A 26,724-nucleotide genomic window follows, 5' to 3' on the forward strand; every position below is an offset into this window, starting at 1 on the left:
GTAAGAAAGAAAAGGGGTAAAAGCAGATAGTTGAAAATTAAGAATTAAGAATTAAAAACTTCGAATACCTGTAGGGGCGAATGGCCATTCACCCCTACTTCCCCCTCTCACTCCCTCGCCTTATCTTCCTCTCCTCTGAACTCTCAATCCCTATTACTTATTTATTGGTTAGTAAAATAATTTTCCAAAGCCTCAGATACAATTTGACTCATAGGCTTGTTATCGTTTTTGGAAATGGTTTTTAATTTTTGATACCATTCATCGTTAACACTGATACGATGCTCATTTCTTGTACCACGAGATTTTTTAGTCGTTTTTTTCATAACATTTTCTTCATTAGGTTGATATTCATTGGCAAAGGTGCGTAAAGCATCAAAGCCGACTCGATGACAAAATTGTCCAAAAGTTTCCTTTTTCTTTTTAGAATCACGGAAATAAACCAATAATGGTTCTAAAAATGTTTCTAACTCCGCTATATTTAGTTTATCAACATAAGGACGTGCTAAACGGGTTTGATTAGGGCATCCACCTAACCAAATTTGATAGACATTGGGGGAATCTCCCACAAAACCCAATTCTGCCATATAAGGACGAGCACAACCATTAGGACATCCTGTCATTCTAATGACAAAGGTTTCTTCTGCCATTCCTAATTTAGCTAAGAGGCTGTCAATGCGTGTCAAGATACTAGGAATAATGCGCTCTGATTCTGTGGTAGCTAATCCGCAGGTAGGTAGTGCAGGACAAGCCATGGCATAGCGGGTAAGATGGTTAACGTTATCAGGATTGATTTCTACGCCGTGGGAGAGAAATATTTTTTCGATGTCTTCTTGCCACTGAGGTTCAATTTCATAAATAATGGCATTATGATTGGGGGTTAAACGGGTGGGTAGTTCATATTTTTCAATGACTTTTTTCAAGGCATTTTTGAGTTGAAAATCTCCCTCATTTTTTACCCTACCATTTTCGATGGAGATACCTAAAAACAGTTTACCGTCTCCTTGTTCATGCCATCCTAAGTAGTCTTCATATTTCCACTGGGGCAGTTTTTTGAATGGTTTGAGTTTTTTGCCAAAATATTCTTCTACTTTGTTTCTGAATTTTTCTACGCCCCAATCGTTAATTAAGTATTTTAGACGAGCGTGTCTTCTGTCTGTGCGATCGCCGTAATCCCTTTGGGTAGCAACAACGGCTTTAACTAAGTCAAAAACGTCATTTTTAGCGACAAAGCCAATTTCATCGGCGGCTCTAGCAAAAGTTTGTTCTTTACGATGAGTTCTACCGAGTCCTCCTCCTGCTAAAATATTAAAACCTTGTAATTCGCCTTTTTTATTAGTTATGACAACTAAACTGAGGTCATGGGTATAAATATCAACAGAGTTGTCTCCCGGCACGGTGACACAGCATTTGAATTTACGGGGCATATAATGAGTGCCATAAATAGGCTCAACGGAGTCGGTAAATATAGTACCATTACCGTTTTTTTGCCGTGCGGCTTTGACTTCAGGGGCTTCTTCGGCGCTGATGGCTTTTTCTCCATCTAACCAAATTTCATAATAAGCACCTGTTTGGGGGGTCAATAAGTCAGCAATTTTATCGGCGTATTCCCAAGCTAGTTGATACTCAGGACTATTTTTATAGGGTGCGGGAGGTGCCATAACGTTACGATTCAAATCACCACAAGCCCCTAAGGTTGATCCCATACTTTTAACAATGTTGGAGATTACTGTTTTGAGATCTTTTTTGAGGATACCGTGAATTTGATAGCCTTGTCTGGTGGTAGTTCTTAGGGTATGATTGCCGTATTCTTCTGACAATCTTTCTAGGGTCAAATATAGCTGAGGAGGAATAAAACCCCCAGGGCTACGGGTGCGCAACATAAACTGATAATCTTTTTCTTGTCCTTTTTTACGATTATCTCGATTATCTTGTTGATAAGAGCCGTGAAATTTAAGAATTTGAATCCCGTCTTCGCTGAAATGAGTTGTATCTAATTGTAATTCAGTTAAGATCGGTTCTCTTAAAAAATTGCTCTTTTCTTTTAAACTTTCTACTTTTGAAGGTTTTTTTTGCGCGGTGGCACGATTACTCATTATATTTTTTCTGTTTAGTTCTCATACTTATTTCATTTTAATGCGATCGCTTCTTAGTATGCAAAAATAAAATATTAGTTTTAAAAAGTAACTACCTTGCCAAAATAATGATGAAATCAAATAATAATATTCCTTTGACCAATTTAGAATGTGGAAAAACAGCTATCATTAACCAGATTATCACCGGTATTCATGGTCAAGCCTTAACCACTCGTTTTCAGTCTCTTGGTTTAGTATCGGGAAAAAAGGTGAAAGTAATTCGTAAATCTTGGTTGGGGGGAACTCTCCATGTTAAAGTTGGTAGTACAACTGCGATCGCACTTCGTTCTCAAGAGGCGGATTTAGTATTAGTCAATAATCCTGAAAAAGGGAAAGAGTAAGGGCAAAGGTAAATAACATCAGTTTGGTTTAAGAATACCCGATAAGGTTAGGTGTCAGGTGTCAGGTTGCAGGTGGTAGGGGATGGGGGGATGGGGTGATGAGGGGAAAGGGGGAAACAAGTAATAAATAATAAATAAGTAATAAGTATTCGTGGTTTTTCATTCTTAATTCTTAATTCTTAATTCTTAACTATTTAACGTCAGTTTGCATTAGGGCAATTTTATCGTTATTTCTAAGAAGCTATAAGGTTTCCTGACTACGAGTTGGGATGCTTTCAGCTTATCCAAAACTCAGGTTAAATAGTGAATAGTTGATAATTAATAACTTCTAACTCTTAACACAATACCCCGAACTCATTACTTGTTTCTCCCCAATACACTAATACCCCAATACCCCAAATGTCCAATCTAATAAGCACCATTATTTTGAGGAAAAAGAACAACCCCAATAGTTTTAATAATAATCCACAGGTCTAAAAGCCAATTATGATGATTGACATAGTAAACGTCTATTAAGACTCTTTGAGGATAGGGTATGTCATTTCTACCAGAAACTTGCCATAAGCCTGTTATACCGGGTTTGACGGTTAAAACTCGTTCCATTTTACTACCGTACTTATGCAGCTCATCAGGAACAAGAGGGCGAGGACCTACCACACTCATATCCCCCATTAAAACGTTCCAGAATTGGGGAAATTCATCAAGGCTAGTCAAGCGTAAAAATTTGCCAATCCATGTGATACGAGGATCTTCTTTTAGCTTAAAATTTTCTTCAAATTCCCTTCTTTTTTCTGGGCATTCCGCTAACATCTTTTCTAAAACTTGATCTGCATTAACTACCATTGTACGGAATTTAATACATTTAAAATGCCGATAATTTTTTCCAACTCTTTCTTGGGCATAGAAAATAGGTCCGGGAGAGCTAAGGGCAACCAAGATGGCAAGAATTGCATATAGAGGGGAAAATAGAATTAATACCGAAGCCGAAAAGACAATGTCAAAGGTTCGTTTGTAGAATTCTCTAGTAAATTTAATGCGATCGCGGTTTGACTGACGAGAGAGACGAATTAATCCCCGTCTTGCCAAACTTTGAATTACTTTTACAGAGACAAGTTGGCTATTTGCTGTCATGTTTCTCCTTCACTTCACACCATAAATAATTACAGATACGGAAAATTGTCTGGTAGGACAATTATTATGATCTGTTCTGTTTTTCGATTTTAATTTTGTGTTTTATTATTTAGTATTATGACCAGAAAATTCAATTTTTAAACCTTATGAGTGCAAAATTTTGACAACATTGGTCAAAAAAAGCAAGATAATCTTGTTTAAATGTTTCAGCACTGAACTTTTCAGCTTGGATACGAGCATTTTCTGGTTTAAATTCCTTCTCTAATATAGTAAAAGTTTTTACCCCTTCGAGCAAACCTTCTACTGTTTGAGGAGAAAATAATATTCCTGTACCCTGTTGACTATTCTCTCTCATGTCAATAACTGTTTCTAATGCACCTCCCCCACCATAAGCAATCACGGGAGTTCCACAGGCTTGGGCTTCAACAATGGCAATGCCAAAGTCTTCACAGGCGGCATAAATAAAGGCTTTAGCGTTGGACATATATTCTTTTAACGTCTTGTCGTTCACTGAACCTAAAAGAGTAATATTCGGTTTAGCGATCGCTCTTATATAGTCCATTTCTGCTCCTTCTCCAATTACCACAAGGGGTAAACCGTTACGGTTAAAAGCCTCCACAATCATACTGACTTTTTTGTAACTAACCAGACGGGAAACGGTGAGATAATAATCAGATTTTTCTGCTTTGAAGGGAAATTGGGAAACTTGTACAGGGGGATAAATTACTTTTGCCTGACGACGATAACAACGCCAAATTCTTCTTGCTGTGTGATGGGAATTAGCAATAAAAAAATCTACTCGATTAGCAGAGATGACATCCCATTGGCGTAATTGATGGAGTAAATAACGGGTAAAAATGCCCTGAATCCCTTTTCCTGCAGGGGTGCGATCGAGATAATCAAAAGTTAAATCCCAAGCATATCGCATCGGAGTGTGGCAGTAACATATATGAGGTTGATCGGGACGGGTAATCACTCCTTTAGCCACCGCATGGGAGGAAGATAATACCACATCATACTCAGTAAGGTTGAGTTGTTCAATGGCAAGGGGTAACAGAGGTAAATATTTCTGCACACCGTTGCCACTAAAAGGAAAGTGTTGCAAAAAAGTAGTTTTTATTTCTCTCTGATACAGATAACTATGGGGATTCACCGATTCAAAGTCAATGAGGGCAAAAACTTGAGCATCAATAAACTGTAAAATTTCCTTGACTACTAATTCTGAACCTCCCGTTGCTTTTGGGGTAAGCCATTCATGTACCAGAGCGATTTTCATTAATGATTAAAAATTATCGTTGTTTTGGTTATAGTTTTCATTGTCTCGTTTTGACCCCAATAAATCAAGTTTATCCACTCTAATTACTGGTTTAGAACGATTTTCCCCAGTGGTGCGATCGCTCCAAGTATCAATTTTTAAAGAACCTTGCACACCGATTAAACTACCTTTTTTGGCGTAATTAGCCGCAACTTCTGCGGTTTTGCCCCAGATTTCTAACTCGAACCAATCGGGGGGATCATCTTTTTTTGTTGGACGATTAACCGCCAAAGTAAGACGACATTTGACCGAACCTGAATCAAAATAGCGAATTTCGGGATCTGTCCCTGTTCTTCCTACTAAATGTACTATATTTAAGCTCATACTAGGTAACTATGTACTAAACAAATATCATATTAGCATATAATTCCAATTATCTTCAGGTTGTGAAAAAATGATAAGATCATCTTTGCTGTAAATATTAAAAATTAGTATATAAAGGAATATAGATGGCAGAAACATTAATGTTTAATGCTTTGCGTCAAGCTATCGATGAAGAAATGGCAAGAGATGACAAAGTATTTGTTTTAGGTGAAGATGTGGGTCATTATGGTGGATCATACAAAGTAACGAAAGGTTTATATCAGAAATACGGAGAATTTAGGGTTTTAGATACCCCCATTGCAGAAAATAGCTTTACAGGAATGGCAGTTGGTGCGGCAATGACAGGATTACGCCCTATTATTGAAGGGATGAACATGGGTTTTCTTCTTCTTGCTTTTAACCAAATTGCGAATAATGCTGGGATGGTACGTTATACTTCTGGAGGTAACTTTAAAATTCCTACAGTGATTAGAGGTCCTGGAGGGGTAGGCAGACAATTAGGTGCAGAACATTCTCAACGCTTAGAAGCCTATTTTCAGGCTGTACCGGGCTTAAAAATTGTTGCTTGTTCTACTGCTTACAACGCTAAGGGTTTAATGAAATCTGCCATTAGAGATGATAACCCAGTACTGTTTTTTGAACACGTTTTATTATACAACCTAAAAGAGAACTTACCAGATTACGAATATACTCTACCTTTAGATAAAGCAGAAATAGTTAGAGAGGGTAAAGACGTTACTATTCTGACTTATTCTCGCATGAGACATCACTGTTTACAGGCTTTAAAACAATTGGAAAAAGATGGTTATGATCCGGAAATCATTGACTTAATTTCCTTGAAGCCTTTAGACATGGAAACCATTGGTGAATCTGTGCGTAAAACTCATAAAGTCATTATTGTAGAAGAATGTATGAAAACAGGAGGAATTGGTGCGGAGTTAACTGCTTCAATTAATGATCAATTATTTGATGAATTAGATGCTCCCGTTATTCGTCTCTCATCTCAAGATATTCCCACTCCTTATAATGGAACTTTAGAGCGTTTAACCATCGTACAACCAGAACAAATTGTCGATGCGGTACGTAAGATTATGAATAATCAGGTTTAGGGGTTAGAGGTTCGGAGTTAAGATAAAAAAGGGCACAGGGCAAACCCCCCTTTATCCCCCTATCGAGGGGGGAGGGCAATGGTAAATAGTGTTGGGGTGAATAGTGAATAGTGAATAATTGATAATGCTAATGATTAATTACTCCCCTAAACCTGACACCTGACACCTGCAACCTGAAACCTAAACTCCCTGACATCTACCCTTATCCAATATTTTTAAACCGAACTAAGGTTAACTATTCACTATCTTCACCAGAAGATTTTAAACATAAACTAGCTTATTTATATAAATGGAAAGACAAAGGGCTTTTATAATTTTAATTATTATTTTAGTGGCAACGGCGATCGTAACTTTGGTAAATTTGCCTCTACAATTAGGCTTAGACTTAAGAGGAGGTTCTCAGTTAACAATTCAGCTAGAAACCACTCCCCAAGTGCCTGAAATTACCCCCGAAAAATTACAAGGGGTACAATCGGTCATTAGTAATAGAGTCAATGGTTTAGGGGTTTCTGAGGCGGTGGTGCAAACCGTAGGGAGCGATCGCATCTTAGTTCAATTACCCGGTGTTAGTGATCCTGAAGAAGCCGAAAGAGTTTTAGGAGGAACAGCCTTACTAGATTTTCGAGTGGAAACCGATAACCAAGAAATTCGAGCAGAGTATCAAATCAAACAGCAAGAATTAGCAAGTTTAATATTTCAAGCCCAATCCTTACAGGGAGAAGCCCTAGAAGCACAACAGAGCAAAATTGAAGCTGTTGAAAAACAAATTGAGGAACTTTCAACGCAATTGTATGAAAAAACCGAGTTAAACGGTGAGAAATTACAGGGAGCTAATTTTCAACCTGCCCCCCAAGGTAATGATTGGGAAGTCGTTTTAGAATTTAACAACGAGGGAGGACGACTTTTTGCCGAATTAACCAAACAAATTGCGGGTACTGGTAGAACTTTAGGTATCTTTCTTGATAATGAGTTAATTAGTTCTCCCACCGTTAGTGCTGAATATGCCAGTACAGGAATTATGGGAGGAAGAGCAACCATTTCAGGAGGCGGAGGCTTTACTCTAGAACAAGCAAGAGAATTAGCCTTACAACTAGAAGGTGGTGCTTTACCTTTACCTGTCAAAATAGTAGAAAATCGCACAGTGGGAGCAACCCTAGGACAAGATAGCATTCGTCGCAGTATTATCGCTGGTTTAGTAGGTTTAGTCCTTGTTTTGGTCTATATGGTCATTTATTACCGTCTCCCGGGGTTTTTGGCGGACATTGCCCTGATTATTTATGCTTTATTAACTTTAGCTTGTTTTTCCCTAGCAGGGGTTACTCTAACTTTACCCGGTATTGCTGGTTTTGTTCTCAGTATTGGTATGGCGGTAGATGCTAATGTTTTGATTTTTGAACGTACCAGAGAGGAATTAAGAGATGGAAAAACCCTTTATCGCTCGGTAGAATCTGGTTTTTATCGAGCATTTTCCAGCATTTTAGATGGAAACGTAACGACTTTAATTGCTTGTGCCGCTTTATTTTGGTTAGGTTCAGGCTTAGTCAAAGGTTTTGCTTTAACTTTAGCTATTGGGGTCGTAGTCAGTATGTTTACTGCTTTAACTTGTAGTCGTACTTTATTACTAATTACTGTGTTAGGTTTTCCTGCGGTGCGTCAACGCCCTGAATTATTCTGCCCAAATCTAAAAGCAGTTAATAATTAAAAGGTGACAGGTTTCAGGTTTCAGGTGATAGGAGCTAAACAATCTTCAAACCGTAAGGTTTTATTTAATTTCTTCATAATTCTCCCTATTTCCTGCTCATTACTTATTACTTCTTACTTAAAATATCTTATGATTAAATTTAGTGTTGTTAAATGGGAAAAATTATGGTGGACAATATCCGCTATTCTTTGTCTGGGAAGTATTGCGGCGATGGTTATTTCCTATTCTTCTATCGGTAGTGTGATTCGTCCTAGTCTTGATTTTGTCGGTGGTACTCGTTTACAAATAGAATTAGATTGTACTGTCCCGAATAACTGCGATCGTGCCTTAACTGCCAATGAGGTGAGAGAAGTATTAGAGGCGGAAAATTTGGGTAACAGTAGCATTCAAATAGTTGGACAAGAAAAACAGGGAATTTCCATTCGGACAAAAACTCTTGATGTAGAAGAAAGAACACAACTTCAAAATGCTTTGCAAGATAACGTAGGAGTATTTAAAGCTGAAAGCACTCAAATTGATACGGTAGGTCCTACCATTGGAAAGGAACTTTTTGTATCTGGTATTTTAGCCTTACTTGTTTCTTTCGTTGGCACTGTAATTTATTTAAGTTTTCGCTTTCAAACCGATTATGCAATTTTTGCCATTGTTGCTCTATTCCACGATATATTAATTACTTCTGGAGTGTTTGCCATTTTGGGTTTAGTTATGGGCTTAGAAGTCGATACTCTGTTCCTCGTAGCGTTGTTGACTATTATCGGTTATTCGGTTAACGATACCGTCGTTATCTATGACAGAATCCGGGAAATTAGTAAAACTAGCAATGCTGATTCAATGAATGAAATTATTGATATTGCTGTTAATCAAACTTTAACTCGTTCTATAAATACCAGTGTAACAACTTTGTTACCTTTAGTGGCAATTTTTCTCTTTGGTGGGGAAACCTTGAAATATTTTGCCCTTGCCTTAATTATTGGTATTTTTGCTGGTTCTTATTCTAGTATTTTTGTTGCTAGTACATTATTAGGATGGTGGCGGAAAAAAACTAATTGGGAAAATCCTGTCATTGTTGAAAACAATTAACTTTAGTTCGGTTTAAGAATATCGGATAAGGTTAGGTGTCAGGGTGTTTAGGGGATGAGGAGATGAGGAGATGAGGAGAGAGGGAGATAAGGTGTCGGGTTTCAGGTTTCAGGTTTTAGAAGAAAGTAATGAGTAACGAGTAATTATCAACTATTCACTATTCACTATTCACTATTCACTATTCACTATTCACTATTTACTATTTACCTTTGCCCTTGGCCCACCTAAATGAAGAATCATCTCTAAAATCGGCAACATTGAAAATTAGGAATCAATGTCAACACATTGCTGACTGGGAATTAGTGACTCTTTAGCAAGGGAAATAAACCAATCACGTCTGATACGGCGAAAATCTTCTGATTGTAGAACGGAGTTAACTAGATTTTCCCAATTTTCATCTTTTGGTAAGATTAATCCATATCTCTCACAGGTTAAGGGGATTTCTGGCACAATACTTAAGGGGGAATTATCTTCAATAGGTATTCTGTTTAATATCGCCTCCCCTAAAAGAAGTATCCCATCATTGGCAAAGGCGTCGATTCTTTCTTGGTTGACTGATTGAATTCCCCGTAAATTACCTTTTGCCCCTTGGAAAAACTCTAATTGGGCAAGGGGGTATTTTTCTTTAATTAAATTTTCTGTGTTGGTGTAGGCTAAAACCCCGATGGTTAAATCTTTGCCGTCGGAATTGAGAACGGAGGAAGTGCGATCGCGTCTTGTAATTAATTGAAGACCAGAAATAAAGAAAGGTTCAGAAAAAGTAACTCGGCTATATTCAGGAATACTTCTAATAGAATTAGGACCACATTCAAGATCAACAACTTTGTCTTGTACAATATCGAAACGATTGTAAAGCCCAGAGACTAAAAGATCGATGGAGATAATATTTCTTTGCTCTGTTCTGATAATTTCTTCCCTAATTAACTGTATTAAACTTAAGCAAAGTCCTTCTAAACGACCATTATCACGGTAGCCAAAAGGAATTGCATCATTTCTTACCCCTACCCTTAACACCCCCGTGCGATTAATTTTTTCTAAAACCGTCTCACCCTTAGCTATAGAAGGGGTTAGATAACCCCCTCCAAACCAACAAAAAAGGGCAAAAGACAATAATAGTTTAGATAACTTAACACTCATGAAGCCTTTTTATTCGTGTTATCAGATACTTTTTGAGAAGGAGTTAGCTTTTGTTGATAAACTTGTTGACGGCCATTGCTGACGATTCTCAACATCTGTGCTAAATCTCTTTCTAATCTTGATAATACCTGATCTGCATAAACATCCGCTTCATTTTGAATTTCTTCTGCTTCAGTGATGGCTTGTTGTCTAATTTTGACGGCATCTTGCTGTATTTTTTGCCTAATTTGTTCTACTTCAGCGACAGTTTTTTGTTGTAAATTTTCACAATCTTGTTGAACTTGTCTTCTAATTTGATAGGCTTGACTTTCTGCTTGTTGAACAATTCTCGATTCATCTAAAAGTTGACTAGCTTTTCTTTGGGCATTTTCAACTATTTTTTGAGCATAGCTTTGTGCGTCAGTAAGAATTTTTTGTCTTTGTTGTAAGATTTGAGTTGCTTGTTCAAAACAGTCAGGAAGATTAATCCGAATTAAGTCTAGTTGATTTAATAAAACATCCTCTGCTATGAGAGTTTTACTAATGAAAGGAATGCGAACACCACTTAAAATGAGGTCTTCTAATCTATCTAATTCTCCTGTTAAATCAAATCCCATTTCTTCCACTTGGGGGGGAGTTGTTCCGTTATTAGACATATTGGGGTTACTTTGAGTGACAATAGAGTTTTCAGTCATGATTTTGCATTATCTTCTCTATGAGTTTATCAATTTTTCACAAAACTTTATCAAAATAATAAAACTATATATTAAAGTGATTAAAAAAAAACACTGATAATTAAATCTTTTTGACTTATAAGTTATAAACAAATTTGACTAATCAATGACAATATAGATTAAATTCAAGAAAGAAATTAAGAAAAACATTGATTATTAACTATGTAATTTTTACTTATGATTCCTCAATATTATTTTCAAATTGATGAACTCTTTATTCTACTTCTTCTGCTTCTTTGGGATTTAATAATCCTGTGGGGGGATTAACTTCGATTCTGCAGTTTTCCAGATCAACAATGGGCACTATTTCTTCCACAAAAGGAATTAATATCGTTACGGGTTTAGGTTTTTTTATTTTAACTTTTTTTCTTTTTGAAATTCTACTAATTTTTGATATATCTAGCTCTTTTTCTTCTGTTTTAATTTCTGGTTGCTTATGCAGTTTGACCTCTAAAATATCATTTCCTGCACTTAAAACATCAATTACAATACCTATATTTTCTCCTGTTTGTTGATTATATACCTCTAAATTAATTAAATCAGCAACATGATATTCTCCCGGTTCTAGGTAGGGTTTTTCTGTTTTTTCTACATACAATGTTGATCCTTTTAGGGTTTCTGCTTGGTTGCGATCGCATACTTGTGCTAATTTGATAATAAAGATATTCTTCCCAGGTATTTGTCTGCCTTGAAGTAAATCCACTGGTTGGGGTTGTTTTTGAGAAGGAGAGGTTATCCACCGCACTCCCGCCGTTTCAAATCTTTCGGGAAAATCCGAGTCTGTTTTTACCTTTAACTCTCCTTTTAATCCTTGAGGTGCAACAATCGTACCGATTGCAATTAAATCTTTAATCTCCAATTTTATATCCTGATTTACCTTATTATTTACATAGTCTCATTTTTATTATCAACGATCGCATCATTGTTAAGCAATATTTTTCTAAGTTTTTTTCTTCGTTGTGCATAAACCCAATTTTTGGACTGGATAAAGAAATAGACATAAAGATTAAGGTATTGCTAATCATGATTAAATCAACTGTTGACAATCTTTTCACTTCTATTTTTTGCCATGAGACTAACTCTGCTAGTTTAATTATCAAGTTTCTTTTGGTATTGGAAACGGAAAAACTAATTCCCCTGTTTAACATTTCTACTAATGAAAATAATCAATCCCCCATTGACGCAGTTGTCACTAATCGTCAAAATGAAATACTCTTAGTCAGAGATATTATTCAAGAAACTCAGGAAAAACCGAATTTACCTACTTTATTTTTTGGCTCAAATTTTTCCGTTAATCTAGCTCAAGGATGGCGTTTAGGAGTAGTAGATAATTTAAAATTTAACACTTTTTTAATTTTTACTCAAGAAGGTTTCATCCTAGAAAATCCTGAACCTTACTTAAGTTTTCTTCCCCATCATCGTCAAGAATATTATGCTCAACTATCAGAAAAATATAGTTTTATTCCTTGGGATTATTGGCAAAATATTACCCTTAAATTTGCTGAAGATAAACCAGAATGTACTCTAATTTTACATCATGATAAAAACCATTATTTACAAATTAATTTAAGTAATAACTCCAACTCAGAAGCCGAACAAATTGAAAGTCAACTACCATTAATTTTTTGTTATTTCATATTAAAAAGATTTTGGCGATATGTAGAAGAATTCCGTCAAAAATCCTTTTTTATCTTTAATCCTCATGATTTTCTCTATTTAGATTGCGATCGCCTTTCTTACTTTATTACCAATGTTTTAAAAAATATAGATATTACAGAAGAAGATTTAGACCAATTAATTAGAAGCTGTTAAACAATAAAAATTAACTCATCTTTGTTTATCATATAGCAGTTTTATTTTCAATTTTCTAGTTGAAATATAGTAATAAGTAATGAGTGACAAGTATAAGTCAGAAGTTAGGGGGTTGGGAAGAAAGATAAGAGGATGGGGAGAAGAGCAGAGATAGAGAAACTTATTCATAAATTCCCAATTCCTAGATTATCACTTGTTAATTGCCTTTAACCTCAAAACTACATAAAAAAGAAAATTGATACTGATAAGTTATTGAAAGAGAAAAATAGTCAATCTTTATCTTTTATATAATTGCCATTTTGTAATCTCTAATGAGAGTGAAATGTTAAAAATTATGAAGATGTTTAGCCTCTTTCTGAGCAAATATTAAGATTATATATATACGATATGAATCAAATGAAATTTATGAGAAAATCACCTCAGTTTATTTATCAATCTTTACCTGCAGTGACAGGGCTTATCGTGGCAGGTATTATTAACGTTACGGGAGGAAATGCTTTACAAACTTTTATGGGATTGACAACTACAGCAATGGGGGGTTATGCTTCTACTGCTTTAATCAAGAAAGATACAAATATTTTAGACAAAGAAAATAGGGAATTTAAAGAAGTATTAGGATTTAAACCAGAATTAGATGATTTAAAACAACAGCGAGAATTGTTAATGGAGAAAATTAACAACTTGAAGATTGAAGAAGAAGACTTGGAAAGAAGAATCATTGCTATTAAACGGGAAAATTATAATTTAGAAGAATTGGAAAAAAGAGTTCTCAAAAGTCAAGAGTTAAAAACAGAAATTAATGAATTAACAGGAGAATTAAACACTATAAAACAGCAAATAAAAGAAAGGGAATATCAAAGAGATAATTTATCTTTAGTATCTAGTCAATTTCTGCAAAAACAAGCTGAATTAGATGATTTAAAGCAACATATAGACAAATTAAGTAAAAGCAAAGAAAATTTAGAGGTTGCCAAAGTTAACTATGAGGCTTTAAACCAAAAATATACTATCTTGGAAAATGAACGGAATAAAATCTTAAAAGAATAAAAGAAATTGAGATTCTTAACAACACAAAAAAAGTAATTCAAGACAAAATTAATGAAAACGAAAAATATGGGATAAAATTAAATAACATAAAAGAAGAATTTGAACAAAAACAAAATGAATTAGCAAACTTAAACGATAAGTTAGAAAATCTCAATCAACAAACAGCTGAATTGGAAATTTTTAGAAGTAGCTATGATGTGCTAAAAAGTGAATATGATACTTTAGAAAATCAACAGGAAACTTTAGCATTAGAAATTCCTCGTTTACAATCAGAAAGAGATAGAATTTTACAAGAAATTCAAACTATTGAAACAAAGGCTCAACAGGTTGATATATTAAGAAGAGAATTAGATGAATTAGAAGCAAAATTTAGAATTAAAAGGAATGATTTAGGTAGTTTAAAACGGAAAATAGAATATTTAGAAACAGAAAAAGCGAATTTAGAAAATGAAATTAAATGGAGAGAAATAGAGATACAAACAAAAGAAGGTAAAATTAAAGAGTTACAAAAAGAAATTAAGACATTAAAAGAAGATTTAGAGGAGATAAAAAATAGTGTTGACTATGCTTTTCAAGCCTTAAAGATTCCCGTAGAAGTAAAAGCAAAACAGATGAGATATTTTGCTAATGAGTCTGACTTTTTAAATCAATTTAAAGATTACTTAAAAGCAAAAGGCTTAACTTTTTCTGACAGAGTGATTAATGCTTTTCATACCTCTTTAAAGGTGCAAGATATTTCGGCTTTAGTAATTTTAGCAGGGATTAGTGGCACGGGAAAAAGTGAGTTACCCCAAGCCTATGGTGAATTTATTGGTGCGCCTTTGGTGATGTTACCTGTGCAACCCCGTTGGGATTCTCCCCAAGATTTACAAGGGTTTTTTAACTATATTGAAAAAAAATATAAACCTACTGAATTAATGCGTTATCTCTATCAACATCAAAAACAAGATGACTTAAAAAATCGCATGGTTTTAGTTTTGCTTGATGAGATGAATTTGGCAAGGGTTGAATATTATTTTAGCGACTTTTTATCCAAGTTAGAAAGCAGAAGAAATAAGCCGACTTTTTTAGAAATTGAGGCAGGTAGTTTAAAGTTATTAGACGAAGATAAAAGGGTAAAAATTCCCGATCAATTTTTATTTGTAGGTACAATGAATGAAGATGAAACCACTCAATCTTTATCGGATAAGGTGCTAGATAGGGCAAATGTATTAACTTTTGGCAAACCTCCCGAATTGAGGTTAAGGGGAGTTAAGCAGACGGTTGAGACTCCTAAAGAATACTTATCTTGGGAAACTTTTAACAATTGGTGTCAACAACCTCAGGAGGGTAGCAGTGTTTTAGAGAGTGTTAAGGAATATGTTAATCGGGTTAATAACATTATGGAGGCTTTGGGAAGACCTTTTGCCCACCGAGTTTATCAGGCGATCGCAAAGTATGTGGTAAACTATCCTAATGCTCTACAGAACGATAATATCAGAAAAAAAGCTATCGCAGATCAATTTGGACAAAAATTGTTACCAAAGTTAAGGGGATTGATGGTAGAGGATCGCAATGTTAAACCCCAGTTAGACGAGTTGAAAAAAATAATCGATGAATTGGGGGATGAGTCTTTAAAACAGGCTTTTGAGGTGGCACGAAATGGGCAATAGGGGCAGTTTCAATGGAAGGGGATGGTTTATCAAGAAACAACTAACGATTAGGTGATTTCTAATAGTCAATATACCACGATGATCCCCCCTAGCCCCCCTTAACAAACAGGGTTTTTTCATTCTCAAAAATGTCAATTTTTGAAACTAACAAATAGTAACAGATACAGGAGTTTTTAAGTATTAATTAACCTCAGTTCGGTTTAAGAATATCCAACAAGGTTAGGTGTCAGGTTGCAGGTTGCAGGTTGCAGGTGGTAGGGGTTTTTAGCAAGGGGCTTAAGCCCCTTGTTTAAGTCAGTTCGGATTAAGGCAATTTTATCGTTGTTTCTAAGAAGCTATAAGGTTTTCTGACTAGGAGAAAATAATGCTTTCAGCTTATCCCGAACTCAGGTTAATTAATCAATTATTAAGAAAAAACGCTCCCCTCTACTGTGGGAGAGGGTTTGGGGGTGAGGGCAAGATAATTTTACCCAGACTTTGAAGAAACCCTGCTTAACAAAGGGGGAATGAATTATTAACTATTCACTATTAACTATTCACGATAAGAAATGCGTTATTATTCCAGTATTGCTGATTATTTAGACAAGAAAATTCACTCATTTAACTCAGAGTCTATTGTCACCTTAAAAAGTAAGAATCGCCCTTTTCTCAAATTAGCTGATGATGAAGATTTACAACATCAATATCATTTCTTAATGGAAAGAGGTAACGGGTTATATGAAATCGGATTTCCCTTGATACAAGTTGCTGATTTTGAGACTAATAATAGTTTAACTCAATTAATTGCGATCGAAACTAAGCAAGGAAAAGTGATTAAATTTTACCTTGAAGATGAGGTGTTAGACGAGACTCAATTAATCAGTGATGAGGATTTAGCTAAGGCATTATTAAAAGAGTTGGGGAAAAAATGCGATCGCACCACCGCAGAAAGCATCAGCCTTTTTATTGGTTTATTTGACAGTTTAACTAACCATCATCAAAGCAAAAAAACTACTCCTTTAAATATCGAAAAAAGTTTAGATAAATTAAGTCAAGAAGATGCCCGTTTACCCCTTGTTTTAGCACTTAATAAACGCTATGAATTAAGACATAAATTAGAATTAATTGCTCCTAAATTACGCTCTCAACTTAATCGTGTAGCAGAAATGATGTCTTTAGGACATATTCAAGAAATGGATGCCTATTGTTTAAGAGATTATGTGCGTCGCCCAGGAAAAGATGCGATCGAAAAAGCAGGAGCGAGACAAGAACTAATGGGCATTAAACGCTATCAAAACTATAATACCCCAGAAAATAGATTTTTGAAAGGATTTTGCGACTTATTACATTTAGAATGTCAAGACTATCACGATAGTTATCAAGAAGCTAAATCATTATACATAGCAATAGAGCGTTTTCGTCAAGAGCCAAGTGTCAAAACAATTCCTCGTACAACAGTATTTACAGGAAAACCCAACTATGTTTTACAACAAAATCCCATTTATCGAAGTTTTTATCAAGCCTATCAAGACTACTTAAAAAGACGCACAGAGAAAGAAAAATTTTGGGGATTTCGTCAAGCCTTATTAGTGGATATTGTCAAAATTTTATGGTTAGAAGCCTTGTGAAAATTAGAAGGAAGTTATCTTGATTGTCAAACAAAAATAGAAATTTTAGACATACCCAAAGAAGGTAAATATTTAAGGGATAACCAAAAATTTAAGATATTATGCCTATTAAACAAATCAGCATTTATTTTCAATCTTCAACAAGATACTAATAACCTAGAAAAAGGCGATTTTCAGTTGAATGTCACCCTGCAAAGAATAACAAAAAAAGAACCAGAAATTTTTAATTCTCAATGGTTAATATGGGTATTTTGGTATCAACCAGAAGCAGAAATCTTAAAGAAGATAAAAGAAACATCTAAAGATAAGTTGCCTATTTGTTTTTATCTTTATCCCTCTCCAGAATTGTCAGAAAAAGAAACAGAAGAAATTATAGAGAGTGAGATTAATCTTATCAAAATACCTCATCCTTTAGAAGAAAATTTAGAAACAGGAGTCAGACTAATTACAGAAAAAATTTGTTATTGGTTAGCAAAATAGCAATAGTGGTTTGTAGTTAGGGATTTATCCCTTCTATCCTTATATGACTTAACACAAAAATCATCATTTTAAATTAATTAAACACTATGAATTTACCCTTAGAGATAATCAATCAAATAACGGAAAAACACATAAGTTTTATTAACACAAGAAATCAATTAAACCTACCTCCTTATCAAGGTAACTTCCCCTTTCGAGTGAAACAAAAAGAAGCCATTGAATTAGGATTATCGAATTTTCCTCTAGTCATAATTGTGGGAAATCCAGCCAGTGGAAAAACAGAAATAGCCAAAGCTATTCTTGATACTGCCATAAAAAATCACAACTCAACCTTAATTATTTCTCTTCATCAAAGTAGTTTAAATCAATATCAAAATCTTAGCCTCAAACCATTACAGATAAATCAGGAAATAGAATATTATGAAACAGTCAAAAACTGGTTAAAATCAAAAATACAAAATCCAGAAATAAACTTCACTCCTCCTTATCTTTTACCCGATACTCTTTTTGATAATTTAGAAATTAACATCCAAAAATTGTCAGAGTTAATCACAGAAACCAATCAAGAGAAATTGAGAAAAAGGATTAAGCAAAAATTTCCGCAAATCTCCGATAGTCGATGTATGTTATTAATGGCAAAAATCAAAAAGTTTTCTCACCTCTTAATTCAAAGAGAATATCTCAAACAAAACTATCAAAATCTTGCCGATAACGACTTAGAAGAATTAACCCAATTAACTATCAATACTGTAAGTTTTCCTCATACCTGTTTAATCAGTGATATTGATTTAATGCCAGACAAAATTTTTGATATAGTCATTATTGAAAATAGTCATTTATTGACTCAAAATGTCATTGAAATAATAGCAAAGAATAGTCAAAAATTAATTTTATTGGGAGAATTAGACACAGATAGGGATAATTTTTTAAAAAGACTATTTTATGATTTATCTCCTGCTTATCGTCTGGAAATAAAAGAAAACCATCGCTTAACTATTGACTTAGCCAGAAAAATTTTTCCCTTGTTTTACAATGACTATCCTTATACCCCCGTTTCCCATTCATTAAACATTCCCAGAAAGACAGGCAATCTGCCAGTGTTAGTAGAAAAAAACTATTTAATCTGGCATGATATTGTCAATTTTCAACAAATGATTATCGTCTTAAAACAATATCTACTAGAAAATAAAGATTATCAAATACTAACCTTTTCGCAAAAAACATCTACTCTCATTCAACAACTATTAGACTCTAATTTAAATAATCAAATAATCAAATCTATCTCTAACTGGTATGGGGAGGAAACAGAAAATTTACTAATCGTCGTTGATAAAAATAACCAAGATAATCCTACCTTAACAGAATTAAAACTAGCCTTAACTAGGGCAAAATATTCCATCACTATTTTAGGAGATAAAACCTACTATGAAAATTCAAACTTAAACATCTTATTGCAAGATAATACCATAACTATTAAACGAGATCTAGCCTTAAAATCAGCAACTATTTAACTCATGATAATCTCTCTCTCCGTAAAACAGGCATCTTGCCTGTATCCTTGTTTAATTTTTCTTTCTTTCTGTTTGATTTTTAACACAATATTATATTAATTTTGAGGTGAAAATATGGAAATATATTGGCACATTAAAGGTAAATATCAGAAAATAGCAAAGGATGGAGAAACCAGAAAAGCAACTCCATTAAAAACTATCATTAATGATATTCAAGCCATCGCTACTCAACAAAAAATATCTAATGTATCGACTATTAATCAATCTTTTGGCTTAAATTTTCTTCCTCTTAATATAGTTAATAATTTATTAGAAAAAAATCTAAGTAAATCAGCAATCTTAATCAATCAGAAAATTAAACCGTCACTAGAATCAAGTCGTAATTTTCAACCTAAAGAATTTGACTATAAATTTATTCCTGAAGAATCAGAAGGAATTGATACCTTAATTTTGGCTTCAGATAATCAGCAAATTCCTGTCAACTTAATTGATGTATGTGAGGGAGTTTATCAACTTAAGTTATCAGAAAATCATAATAATCCAATTATCAAGCAAAAAACAGAAAATGCTTTTTATGAACTTAATCTTATCATCCAAGAGCAACCCCTAACAATTATTGATCAATTTCTCCAAAATCCTGATGCGGAAAATTGTGTTATTTCCCTCTATGATGACTGTATCGCATTATTAAAAATAGAAGATTTACCTATCAATTTACAGGAAGCTATTAAGATTCTCAAAAATGATTCTTCTTTGACTTCTGAGAATTTATTAGTAAAGGCTTATCGGCAACAATATTTAACTTTATCTCCTATTAATTTAATTTCGTCTTTGTCAGATAATGTGATGATGACTGGCGATAATCAGATAACAATAAATAGAGGAAAACATCGAGAATTGCTTTATGAGTTAATTGAAAAAGCCGAGAAATTTTTATTAATTAGTAGTTATCGTCTTGAAGATGAAGATATTATTAATTTGATTGTCAACAAAGCCTCTAGTTTACCTTTAGGAATTTGGATTTTAACGGATTTTAACGATGAAGTTATAAAAATAGTTGATGAAAATGTTGAAGATAAAGAGGATTATTTAGAATATGCCTCATCTAATTAAAAGAAAAAACAATGCTTACAATTATTAGCAGAAAAAGGAATAGGTTTTCATAGTGGTAATTTTCACCTTAAAACTTATATTAGCGAAAAATCTGCTTATTTAGGTTCATGTAATTTAACGGGAGGTAGTTTAAGCAGAAATATTGAGACAGGAATCTTGTTTTCTCATTCCCCTGAATATCAATGCTTAATTAATTATTTTAACTACCTTTGGGAAAATAAAAGTAAGGCACAATTTTTGCCTAAGATGGGAGAATTTCAAATACAAAACTTAACACCTAAAAATATTAGTATTGGTTTCGATAATTGTTTTCTTAACTCCTATCAATATGAAGAAGATTTAACTCTTAGTTTGCAACAATTTAAGCAAAATCCTCACGGTAAAATTATTATCTACACTCGCAATTTTCAACCCAATGGCATACAAGCTAATTTGTTAAACAGTCTATCTTGTGAAATTTATTATGGCAATTTTAATGCTAGTGATTTACCTGCGAAAAAACTTCCTTTTCTTCATGGTAAGGTTGTGATTATTGGCAATCAAGTTGCCTATATTAGTAGTCAAGATTTCGCTTTTACTCATTCTCATTATGGTTTTCATGATTTAACCTATAAAATTACTAATTTGAAACTAATAGAAACTATTAAACAACAATTACATCATTTATACTAATTTTCTATGATTTATAAAAATATTTATTCCCCTTCGCTTCTCTTTAATAAAGATAAAATACTCTCTAAACCACCTTAATAAAAATATGATATTTAAAAGCTGATGTAAAGTTAAAATGGCATTTTTTAGTTCAATTTATTGAACGTTATCTATTAGCTTTATCAATTTATTGCAAAGCGGTTTATAAGTTACAATTCTTATCTCGCAATGAAATTCATTTCATTGCTAATGGTAATCTTTAAATAAATTTAACTCAATTTTTCCGAAAAATATCACGGTTTTTGATAATCATGAATTGTCTTTTATTTATTAACTATTATTAAATTAACGGTAAAGATTATGAGCAGATTTTTTAACCTTGAATCCTATATCGAATATTGTCAGTATGCCCAGATTTTTACAGAAAAGATTAACCTTAATCAAAAAAATAAGCAAGATTTACTTTTAGAATATAAGCATTTTATCGATAGGAATAAAAAGGTTGAATTTTTAGAGTTTCCTTCTCTACCTTCTTTGTTGCCTTCACAATTAACACCTAGTCATCAATCAAGAATATCTAAGGAAAAGTTAGGCTTTTTTATTGAAGATAATCGGGAAGAAGAAATTTTTATTATTCCCCCTATTAATGCTTTTAGTTTAAGTTTATTAAGAGCATCTTATCTATTTTCACCCGTTTTTTACTATTGGAATTTTGTTGATGATATTATTAAATTTGATAATCTGGATAAGCCTTTAATTATTTATAGTTTTGATGATTTTACTCCTTCTCAAATAATTCCTTTAACTTTTGAATCTCACCCAAAAAGCAACTATCCTATTCCTATCATTGACACTCGTAATCTCGACAATTATCAATCTTTAAAATTGTCTTTTATGTATGAGGAAAGGTGCGATCGCATCTTATCTACCATAGCAGAAAATATCTTAGAAAAACTAAAATTAGATATAACCCTAAAAACAGACTTAGTTAAATATTTTCAGAAAATTAATATTTTTAAAATAATCAACTCTCAACAGGATAAGAATATCACATCTTTTCCTATCATAATATACTTAGGTGAAAAATTTTATCATTATCATCTTAACCGAGAAGAAATTAGGAAAATTATTAGTCAAGAATTGCCTTTACAAGAATTAAATAAGATTATCGAAGATAACCGAGATAAGTATAACTTTTTAGTGATAAGTAGCTATGATTTAATATTAGTTAATACTTCATTCTCAAGTAATGTAATAAGCGTTAAAACTGATGATTTTAGAAAATTTAAAGAGATTTGGTTAGAAGAAAGTAAAGAATTTCCTCTATATGGGCAACATTTAGACAAAATTAGCTTTTTTGTAGCAGGAAGAGAAAAAAATAAAGATAACGAAATTAGTTTACCAGAAAAAATTTGCTATCAAGGGCAAAAAGAAGAAAAAATTTATGGAGAATATAAAAATGATAATCTTGAATTAAAACAAGAATTTACCATGCCAGTTCCTTCAGTTTATTTACCTTTTACTATTAATGGAGGGTCTTTAATTGATGAAGAAACATCGAAAAAGAAAATGTATAAAATTGAAAATCAATATTACGATGAAAATGAAGATAATAATTTATTGATAAAAATATGTTTTATTCTTCAACCGGGTAAACCGCCAAAATTAGAAGTTATTGATCAATATAATCGAATTTTAAATTCTTCTTTAGAAAATGCACCAGAATTAAATAATTTAGGTTATATTCCTACTAAAAATATTAATGAATTTACTCGTAATAATTTATCTAATATAGGGCTAGATAAAATATCGGAAAACTATATAGATATTGAGCAAACATTATTAAATATAAAAGATAAACTAAGAAATATTAAATCAGCTAACTATAATAGTTATAATTTTGTTAGAAATGCGAAAGAAATTAGACGATTGAGATTAGAAGCAAACAACACTTTTACTCCTATTTTGAATTATATCCCAATAAACAGTGAAAAAAATATTAATCACATATTGAGTATTTATTTAGATTTAGAAAACCTAATTGATGAAAATTTAAGTAAATTAAGAAGAAAATATTATAGTATTAAGGGAGAAAATTCACTATCAATTAATAATATTTATATAGATATTTTATTATTTTTAGGAAAAAGTTATGGTCTGACTCAAAATATGTCTTTAAATTATCTTTTTGATTATGATAAACTAACTTCAAATAATGTTAAAAATTTTAAGGAACACTTGCAAAACATAGCCAGATTAGCTTGTATTTTATCAAGACAAAAACAGTATTTTAATCTATTTTCAACTTATTCTCAAAAAGAAGATAAAGAGTTTTACAAAATAGAAGCCTATTTATGGGGATATGCAAGAATTTTACTATGGTATCTTAATTTTGAAGAAGCAAGTACGTGGTTAAATTATCAACAACATTTTTCTGATATTATCAATCACTGTTTAACTCTAAATTACGAAGAAAACAAAAATAAAGGTTATTTCCAAAATACCTTACTTTGTCTAGTTTATCTCTTAACGTTTAGAGAAATTAATTCTGAATTTGTACTAGAAAATAGCCATAACTATCAATCAGCAAAACAACTGGTAAATAAACTAGAAAATTGTCAAATTAGATCTAATTTAGTTCAGATCAAAGATAATCTTAGTTTAAATGAATTATTCGCTCAATTATTAGATGGTAAGGCTAGTGGTGATTATATTCCTAAAATCGAAATAGTTGATTAACTTTGAAAGGGAAAGTTTAACATAGAGCGAATAAGAGTTTGATCGCATTTTTTTCAACTCTTAAAATATAAATTAAACTTTATCTATAGCATCTTTCTTATCAGTAAACTAAAAACCATGTTAGCCTAAGAATTAATTACTATTGACAGTTGACAATGGAGAGTTGAAAATTAAACATACAAACCATCAGAAAAATTTATTAAAGAGCAAATGAAAAATTTATTTCGTCCTCTCTTGTGTTTAATTTTAGTCTTTACAACAACATTATTAGTTAGCTGTGGTTCACCTACCAAAGCGAAAATACCCACCGTTTACACTCCAGAAAAAATCGCTCAATTAGAAGAATATCGCACTCCTATTGCCGAAGCAAGAGCGCAAATGTCCACTCTCCAAGAGCTAATTAACGCAGAAAACTGGGTTGATACCAGAACCTTTATCCATGGTCCTTTAGGAGAATTACGTCAAAACATGGCAATTGTAGCACGTAAATTGTTGCCTAAAGATCAAAAACCTGCCCAACAAATTGCCAGAGACTTATTCGGACATTTTGAAAGAATTGATGCGGCGGCTAAAGACAGAAATAGCGTTAGTGCTAAAAATGAGTTTTCAGAAGCCATCAAAGATTTTGACGCTTACTTAAACTTAGTTCCTAGCAACAGTTAAGCTGAGTTAGGTGTTAGTTAGGGGCGAATGGCCATTCGCCCGTACAGGAGTTAGGAGTTATAAGGTATTGGGGAAATAGGGTATTAGGGAATTGGGGAATTAGTAAAATAAATTGAGTAGGAAATGACAATGTTAGCAGTTGCAATCCTCGCCGCAGGAAAAGGAACGAGAATGAAGTCTCAACTTCCTAAAGTATTACATAAGTTGGGAAGCAAAAGTTTAGTAGAAAGGGCATTAAATAGTTGTGATTTAATCAAACCCGATCGCAGTTTAGTTATCATTGGTTATCAGGGAGAAAAAGTCAAATCTGCCCTTAATCACTTGTCTGGAGTCGAATTTGTAGAACAAACGGAGCAATTAGGCACAGGACACGCCATTCAGCAGTTAATGCCTCCTTTAGACGATTTTGAGGGAGATTTATTGGTTTTAAATGGAGATGTACCCCTATTGCGATCGCAAACTATCGAAGAATTAGTCAAAACTCATCAGGAAAACAAAAATGATGCCACTCTCCTAACGGCAAATATGCCCAATCCCAAAGGCTACGGAAGAGTATTTTGCGACAGTAATAATATTGTTACTCAAATCGTAGAAGATAGAGATTGTAATAGAGCCCAAAAACAAAATAATCGCATCAATGCCGGGGTTTACTGTTTCAATTGGCAAAAATTAAAAGCAGTTTTACCCAAATTAAGCACTAATAACGATCAAAAAGAATATTACCTCACAGAAGTATTTGACTATCTCCATCGAGTCATGGCTTTAGATGTAGATGATCATTTAGAAATAAGTGGCATTAATGATCGTTGTCAGTTAGCGGTTGCTTACGACATATTACAAGCCAGAATCAAAGAAGCATGGATGATGGCAGGAGTGACAATGATAGATCCCGATAGCATCACCATTGAAGAATCTGCCCAACTAGGCATAGACGTCATTATAGAGCCTCAGACTCATATTAGAGGAAATACAATTATCGGCAACGGTTGTCATATTGGTCCTGCCTGTCTCGTCGAAAATAGTCAACTAGGAAAAAACGTAAGAGCATTATACTCAGTCATCAGTGATTCTCAAGTAGCAAATGATACAAAAATAGGACCATTTGCCCACTTACGGGGAGGAGTTGTATTAGGTGAAAGTTGTCGAGTCGGTAATTTCGTAGAAATCAAAAAAAGTAATATTGGACATAAAACAAATATTGCTCATTTATCCTACATCGGAGATGCTACCCTCGGTAATCAAGTTAATATCGGTGCTGGTACAATTACCGCTAATTATGATGGAGTTAACAAACATCCTACTATTATCGGCGATCGCACCAAAACTGGTTCAAATAGTGTATTTGTCGCGCCTGTTAATATCGGCGAAGATGTAACCATTGCGGCAGGTTCAGTTATTACTCACGATGTACCCGATGACAGTCTCGCTATTGCCAGAGAAAAACAAAAAGTAATTAAGGGATGGCGGAAAAAGAATTAGATAAAGGGTAAACCCCCCTTTATCCCCCCTCTCTAGGGGGGAAGACAAAGGTGAATAGTTGATAATTAAGAATTAAAAACTCTGAACTCCGAACTAATTTCCCCATCATTTTCTCATCTCACTCCCCCCCCATTTTTTCAAAACTCAAAACTTGGCTTAATCTTCGGTTTTTCACTGACTAAGTCTTTACAATCATATAACCAGATAGTAGAATAGTCATATAATCAATATAGATGAGTCAAAATATTATGTTATTTCGTCAATTATTTGATCAGAGTACTTGGACTTATACTTATTTAATTGCTGATGAAGATAGCAAAGAAGCGGTTTTAGTTGATCCTGTGTTAGAACAAGTTGATCGTGATTTTCAGTTAATCAAAGAATTGGGGTTAAATTTAATTTTCTGCCTAGAAACCCATGTTCATGCGGATCATATTACGGGTACTGGTAAATTGAAAGAATTAGCTCATTGTATTGGCATCGTACCAGAAAAAGCGAATGTAAGTTGTGCGGATCGACACATTCTCGATGGAGAAGTCCTTAAGGTAGGCAAAATTGAAATAAAGGCGATCGCATCTCCCGGACATACAGACTGTCATTTTGCGTATTTAGTAAATGGAACTCATCTTTTAACAGGGGATGCTTTATTTATCAGAGGTTGTGGTAGAACCGATTTTCAGAGTGGAAATGCAGAAGATTTGTATGAGTCTATTACGGAAAAATTCTTTACTTTACCAGATAATACCTTCGTTTATCCCGGTCATGATTATCGGGGGCAAACAGTATCAACTATCAAAGAAGAAAAACAGTTTAATCCTCGGATTGCTCATAAAGATAAAGTAGAATTTGTCGAGATTATGAATAATCTAAATTTACCAAATCCGACTAAAATCATGGAAGCTATTCCCGCAAATCAACAATGTGGAAATATTCCTAGTTTAGTTTAAGTATTAAAAATAATAATTTCAAGTAGTAACAAAAAACTA

Annotated in this window: 23 protein-coding genes; 16 read left to right on the forward strand and 7 right to left on the reverse strand. The window is 33.4% G+C overall.

The window, feature by feature from the left end:
* Positions 1–161 precede the first annotated feature (161 nt).
* Positions 162–2,096 carry a sulfite reductase, ferredoxin dependent gene (gene sir, locus CYAN10605_RS13570; RefSeq protein WP_502688801.1) on the reverse strand — a complete coding sequence of 645 codons (1,935 nt, stop codon included), beginning with the start codon at positions 2,094–2,096 and terminating at the stop codon, positions 162–164.
* A gap of 104 nt (positions 2,097–2,200) precedes the next feature.
* Here sir and CYAN10605_RS13575 point away from each other — a divergent pair, with 104 nt between their 5' ends.
* Positions 2,201–2,473, forward strand: coding sequence for a FeoA family protein (locus CYAN10605_RS13575; protein WP_015220525.1), 273 nt, complete (start codon positions 2,201–2,203; stop codon positions 2,471–2,473).
* A 408-nt stretch (positions 2,474–2,881) separates the two neighbouring features.
* Here CYAN10605_RS13575 and CYAN10605_RS13580 read toward each other — a convergent pair whose 3' ends face one another.
* From CYAN10605_RS13580 to CYAN10605_RS13590, 3 genes are all read right to left on the reverse strand, one after another.
* Positions 2,882–3,604 (reverse strand): undecaprenyl-phosphate galactose phosphotransferase family protein, encoded by a 723-nt coding sequence (locus CYAN10605_RS13580; RefSeq protein WP_015220526.1) that lies wholly within the window; start codon positions 3,602–3,604, stop codon positions 2,882–2,884.
* 130 nt (positions 3,605–3,734) lie between these two features.
* Positions 3,735–4,880 carry a glycosyltransferase gene (locus CYAN10605_RS13585; protein WP_015220527.1) on the reverse strand — a complete coding sequence of 382 codons (1,146 nt, stop codon included), beginning with the start codon at positions 4,878–4,880 and terminating at the stop codon, positions 3,735–3,737.
* 6 nt (positions 4,881–4,886) lie between these two features.
* The gene (locus tag CYAN10605_RS13590) at positions 4,887–5,243 is read right to left on the reverse strand and encodes a single-stranded DNA-binding protein (RefSeq protein WP_015220528.1); all 357 of its coding nucleotides are present in this window, start codon (positions 5,241–5,243) and stop codon (positions 4,887–4,889) included.
* A 125-nt stretch (positions 5,244–5,368) separates the two neighbouring features.
* Between CYAN10605_RS13590 and CYAN10605_RS13595 the strand changes: the two genes are divergently transcribed.
* From CYAN10605_RS13595 to secF, 3 genes are all read left to right on the forward strand, one after another.
* Positions 5,369–6,352, forward strand: a complete 984-nt coding sequence (locus CYAN10605_RS13595; RefSeq protein WP_015220529.1) for an alpha-ketoacid dehydrogenase subunit beta — start codon at positions 5,369–5,371, stop codon at positions 6,350–6,352.
* A gap of 289 nt (positions 6,353–6,641) precedes the next feature.
* Positions 6,642–8,054 carry a protein translocase subunit SecD gene (secD, locus tag CYAN10605_RS13600; protein ID WP_015220530.1) on the forward strand — a complete coding sequence of 471 codons (1,413 nt, stop codon included), beginning with the start codon at positions 6,642–6,644 and terminating at the stop codon, positions 8,052–8,054.
* 132 nt (positions 8,055–8,186) lie between these two features.
* Positions 8,187–9,134: a protein translocase subunit SecF gene (secF, locus tag CYAN10605_RS13605; protein ID WP_370670896.1), complete on the forward strand. Its 948-nt coding sequence runs from the start codon at positions 8,187–8,189 to the stop codon at positions 9,132–9,134.
* Positions 9,135–9,398: 264 nt separating this feature from the next.
* Here the strand turns inward: secF and CYAN10605_RS13610 are convergent, their stop codons facing one another.
* The 3 genes from CYAN10605_RS13610 to rimM all read right to left on the reverse strand — a co-directional run bounded on the left by CYAN10605_RS13610 (position 9,399) and on the right by rimM (position 11,843).
* Positions 9,399–10,271: a transporter substrate-binding domain-containing protein gene (locus CYAN10605_RS13610; protein ID WP_015220532.1), complete on the reverse strand. Its 873-nt coding sequence runs from the start codon at positions 10,269–10,271 to the stop codon at positions 9,399–9,401.
* Positions 10,268–10,945, reverse strand: coding sequence for an ATP synthase subunit B family protein (locus CYAN10605_RS13615; protein ID WP_015220533.1), 678 nt, complete (start codon positions 10,943–10,945; stop codon positions 10,268–10,270). Before CYAN10605_RS13615 ends, CYAN10605_RS13610 begins: the two co-directional genes overlap by 4 nt.
* A 253-nt stretch (positions 10,946–11,198) precedes the next feature.
* A complete protein-coding gene (rimM, locus tag CYAN10605_RS13620; RefSeq protein WP_015220534.1) occupies positions 11,199–11,843 on the reverse strand; it encodes a ribosome maturation factor RimM in 645 nt (214 codons plus the stop codon).
* Positions 11,844–12,007: 164 nt separating this feature from the next.
* Between rimM and CYAN10605_RS13625 the strand changes: the two genes are divergently transcribed.
* The 12 genes from CYAN10605_RS13625 to CYAN10605_RS13680 all read left to right on the forward strand — a co-directional run bounded on the left by CYAN10605_RS13625 (position 12,008) and on the right by CYAN10605_RS13680 (position 26,685).
* Positions 12,008–12,796 (forward strand): hypothetical protein, encoded by a 789-nt coding sequence (locus CYAN10605_RS13625; protein WP_015220535.1) that lies wholly within the window; start codon positions 12,008–12,010, stop codon positions 12,794–12,796.
* 405 nt (positions 12,797–13,201) lie between these two features.
* Positions 13,202–13,843, forward strand: coding sequence for a hypothetical protein (locus CYAN10605_RS13630; protein WP_015220536.1), 642 nt, complete (start codon positions 13,202–13,204; stop codon positions 13,841–13,843).
* A gap of 170 nt (positions 13,844–14,013) precedes the next feature.
* Positions 14,014–15,495 (forward strand): McrB family protein, encoded by a 1,482-nt coding sequence (locus tag CYAN10605_RS13635; RefSeq protein WP_051018154.1) that lies wholly within the window; start codon positions 14,014–14,016, stop codon positions 15,493–15,495.
* Between the two features lie 548 nt (positions 15,496–16,043).
* On the forward strand, positions 16,044–17,102 hold the full coding sequence (locus CYAN10605_RS13640) for a DUF2357 domain-containing protein (protein ID WP_041922519.1): 1,059 nt from the start codon (positions 16,044–16,046) through the stop codon (positions 17,100–17,102).
* Positions 17,103–17,279: 177 nt separating this feature from the next.
* The gene (locus CYAN10605_RS13645) at positions 17,280–17,582 is read left to right on the forward strand and encodes a hypothetical protein (RefSeq protein WP_041922520.1); all 303 of its coding nucleotides are present in this window, start codon (positions 17,280–17,282) and stop codon (positions 17,580–17,582) included.
* An 86-nt stretch (positions 17,583–17,668) separates the two neighbouring features.
* Positions 17,669–19,093: a DEAD/DEAH box helicase family protein gene (locus CYAN10605_RS13650; protein WP_015220537.1), complete on the forward strand. Its 1,425-nt coding sequence runs from the start codon at positions 17,669–17,671 to the stop codon at positions 19,091–19,093.
* Positions 19,094–19,207: 114 nt separating this feature from the next.
* On the forward strand, positions 19,208–20,206 hold the full coding sequence (locus CYAN10605_RS13655) for a hypothetical protein (protein WP_041922521.1): 999 nt from the start codon (positions 19,208–19,210) through the stop codon (positions 20,204–20,206).
* A gap of 39 nt (positions 20,207–20,245) precedes the next feature.
* Complete coding sequence (locus CYAN10605_RS13660) at positions 20,246–20,878, forward strand: phospholipase D-like domain-containing protein (RefSeq protein WP_083887262.1); 633 nt, start codon at positions 20,246–20,248, stop codon at positions 20,876–20,878.
* 339 nt (positions 20,879–21,217) lie between these two features.
* Positions 21,218–23,596 (forward strand): hypothetical protein, encoded by a 2,379-nt coding sequence (locus CYAN10605_RS13665; RefSeq protein ID WP_015220538.1) that lies wholly within the window; start codon positions 21,218–21,220, stop codon positions 23,594–23,596.
* Positions 23,597–23,806: 210 nt separating this feature from the next.
* Positions 23,807–24,259, forward strand: coding sequence for a photosystem II protein PsbQ (psbQ, locus tag CYAN10605_RS13670; protein WP_015220539.1), 453 nt, complete (start codon positions 23,807–23,809; stop codon positions 24,257–24,259).
* Between the two features lie 129 nt (positions 24,260–24,388).
* Positions 24,389–25,738: a bifunctional UDP-N-acetylglucosamine diphosphorylase/glucosamine-1-phosphate N-acetyltransferase GlmU gene (glmU, locus tag CYAN10605_RS13675; protein WP_041922523.1), complete on the forward strand. Its 1,350-nt coding sequence runs from the start codon at positions 24,389–24,391 to the stop codon at positions 25,736–25,738.
* Positions 25,739–25,986: 248 nt separating this feature from the next.
* Positions 25,987–26,685 (forward strand): MBL fold metallo-hydrolase, encoded by a 699-nt coding sequence (locus CYAN10605_RS13680; RefSeq protein ID WP_015220541.1) that lies wholly within the window; start codon positions 25,987–25,989, stop codon positions 26,683–26,685.
* Positions 26,686–26,724: the final 39 nt, after the last annotated feature.

The sequence above is a fragment of the Cyanobacterium aponinum PCC 10605 genome (assembly GCF_000317675.1).
Lineage (GTDB): Bacteria > Cyanobacteriota > Cyanobacteriia > Cyanobacteriales > Cyanobacteriaceae > PCC-10605.

Coding starts and splice junctions, on each gene's coding strand:
- CYAN10605_RS13575 (WP_015220525.1), top strand. CDS start 2,201: ATGATGAAATCAAATAATAATATTCCTTTGACCAATTTAGAATGTGGA.
- CYAN10605_RS13580 (WP_015220526.1), bottom strand. CDS start 3,604: ATGACAGCAAATAGCCAACTTGTCTCTGTAAAAGTAATTCAAAGTTTG.
- CYAN10605_RS13585 (WP_015220527.1), bottom strand. CDS start 4,880: ATGAAAATCGCTCTGGTACATGAATGGCTTACCCCAAAAGCAACGGGA.
- CYAN10605_RS13590 (WP_015220528.1), bottom strand. CDS start 5,243: ATGAGCTTAAATATAGTACATTTAGTAGGAAGAACAGGGACAGATCCC.
- CYAN10605_RS13595 (WP_015220529.1), top strand. CDS start 5,369: ATGGCAGAAACATTAATGTTTAATGCTTTGCGTCAAGCTATCGATGAA.
- secD (WP_015220530.1), top strand. CDS start 6,642: ATGGAAAGACAAAGGGCTTTTATAATTTTAATTATTATTTTAGTGGCA.
- CYAN10605_RS13610 (WP_015220532.1), bottom strand. CDS start 10,271: ATGAGTGTTAAGTTATCTAAACTATTATTGTCTTTTGCCCTTTTTTGT.
- CYAN10605_RS13615 (WP_015220533.1), bottom strand. CDS start 10,945: ATGACTGAAAACTCTATTGTCACTCAAAGTAACCCCAATATGTCTAAT.
- CYAN10605_RS13625 (WP_015220535.1), top strand. CDS start 12,008: ATGATTAAATCAACTGTTGACAATCTTTTCACTTCTATTTTTTGCCAT.
- CYAN10605_RS13630 (WP_015220536.1), top strand. CDS start 13,202: ATGAGAAAATCACCTCAGTTTATTTATCAATCTTTACCTGCAGTGACA.
- CYAN10605_RS13640 (WP_041922519.1), top strand. CDS start 16,044: ATGCGTTATTATTCCAGTATTGCTGATTATTTAGACAAGAAAATTCAC.
- CYAN10605_RS13650 (WP_015220537.1), top strand. CDS start 17,669: ATGAATTTACCCTTAGAGATAATCAATCAAATAACGGAAAAACACATA.
- CYAN10605_RS13655 (WP_041922521.1), top strand. CDS start 19,208: ATGGAAATATATTGGCACATTAAAGGTAAATATCAGAAAATAGCAAAG.
- CYAN10605_RS13665 (WP_015220538.1), top strand. CDS start 21,218: ATGAGCAGATTTTTTAACCTTGAATCCTATATCGAATATTGTCAGTAT.
- psbQ (WP_015220539.1), top strand. CDS start 23,807: ATGAAAAATTTATTTCGTCCTCTCTTGTGTTTAATTTTAGTCTTTACA.
- glmU (WP_041922523.1), top strand. CDS start 24,389: ATGTTAGCAGTTGCAATCCTCGCCGCAGGAAAAGGAACGAGAATGAAG.
- CYAN10605_RS13680 (WP_015220541.1), top strand. CDS start 25,987: ATGTTATTTCGTCAATTATTTGATCAGAGTACTTGGACTTATACTTAT.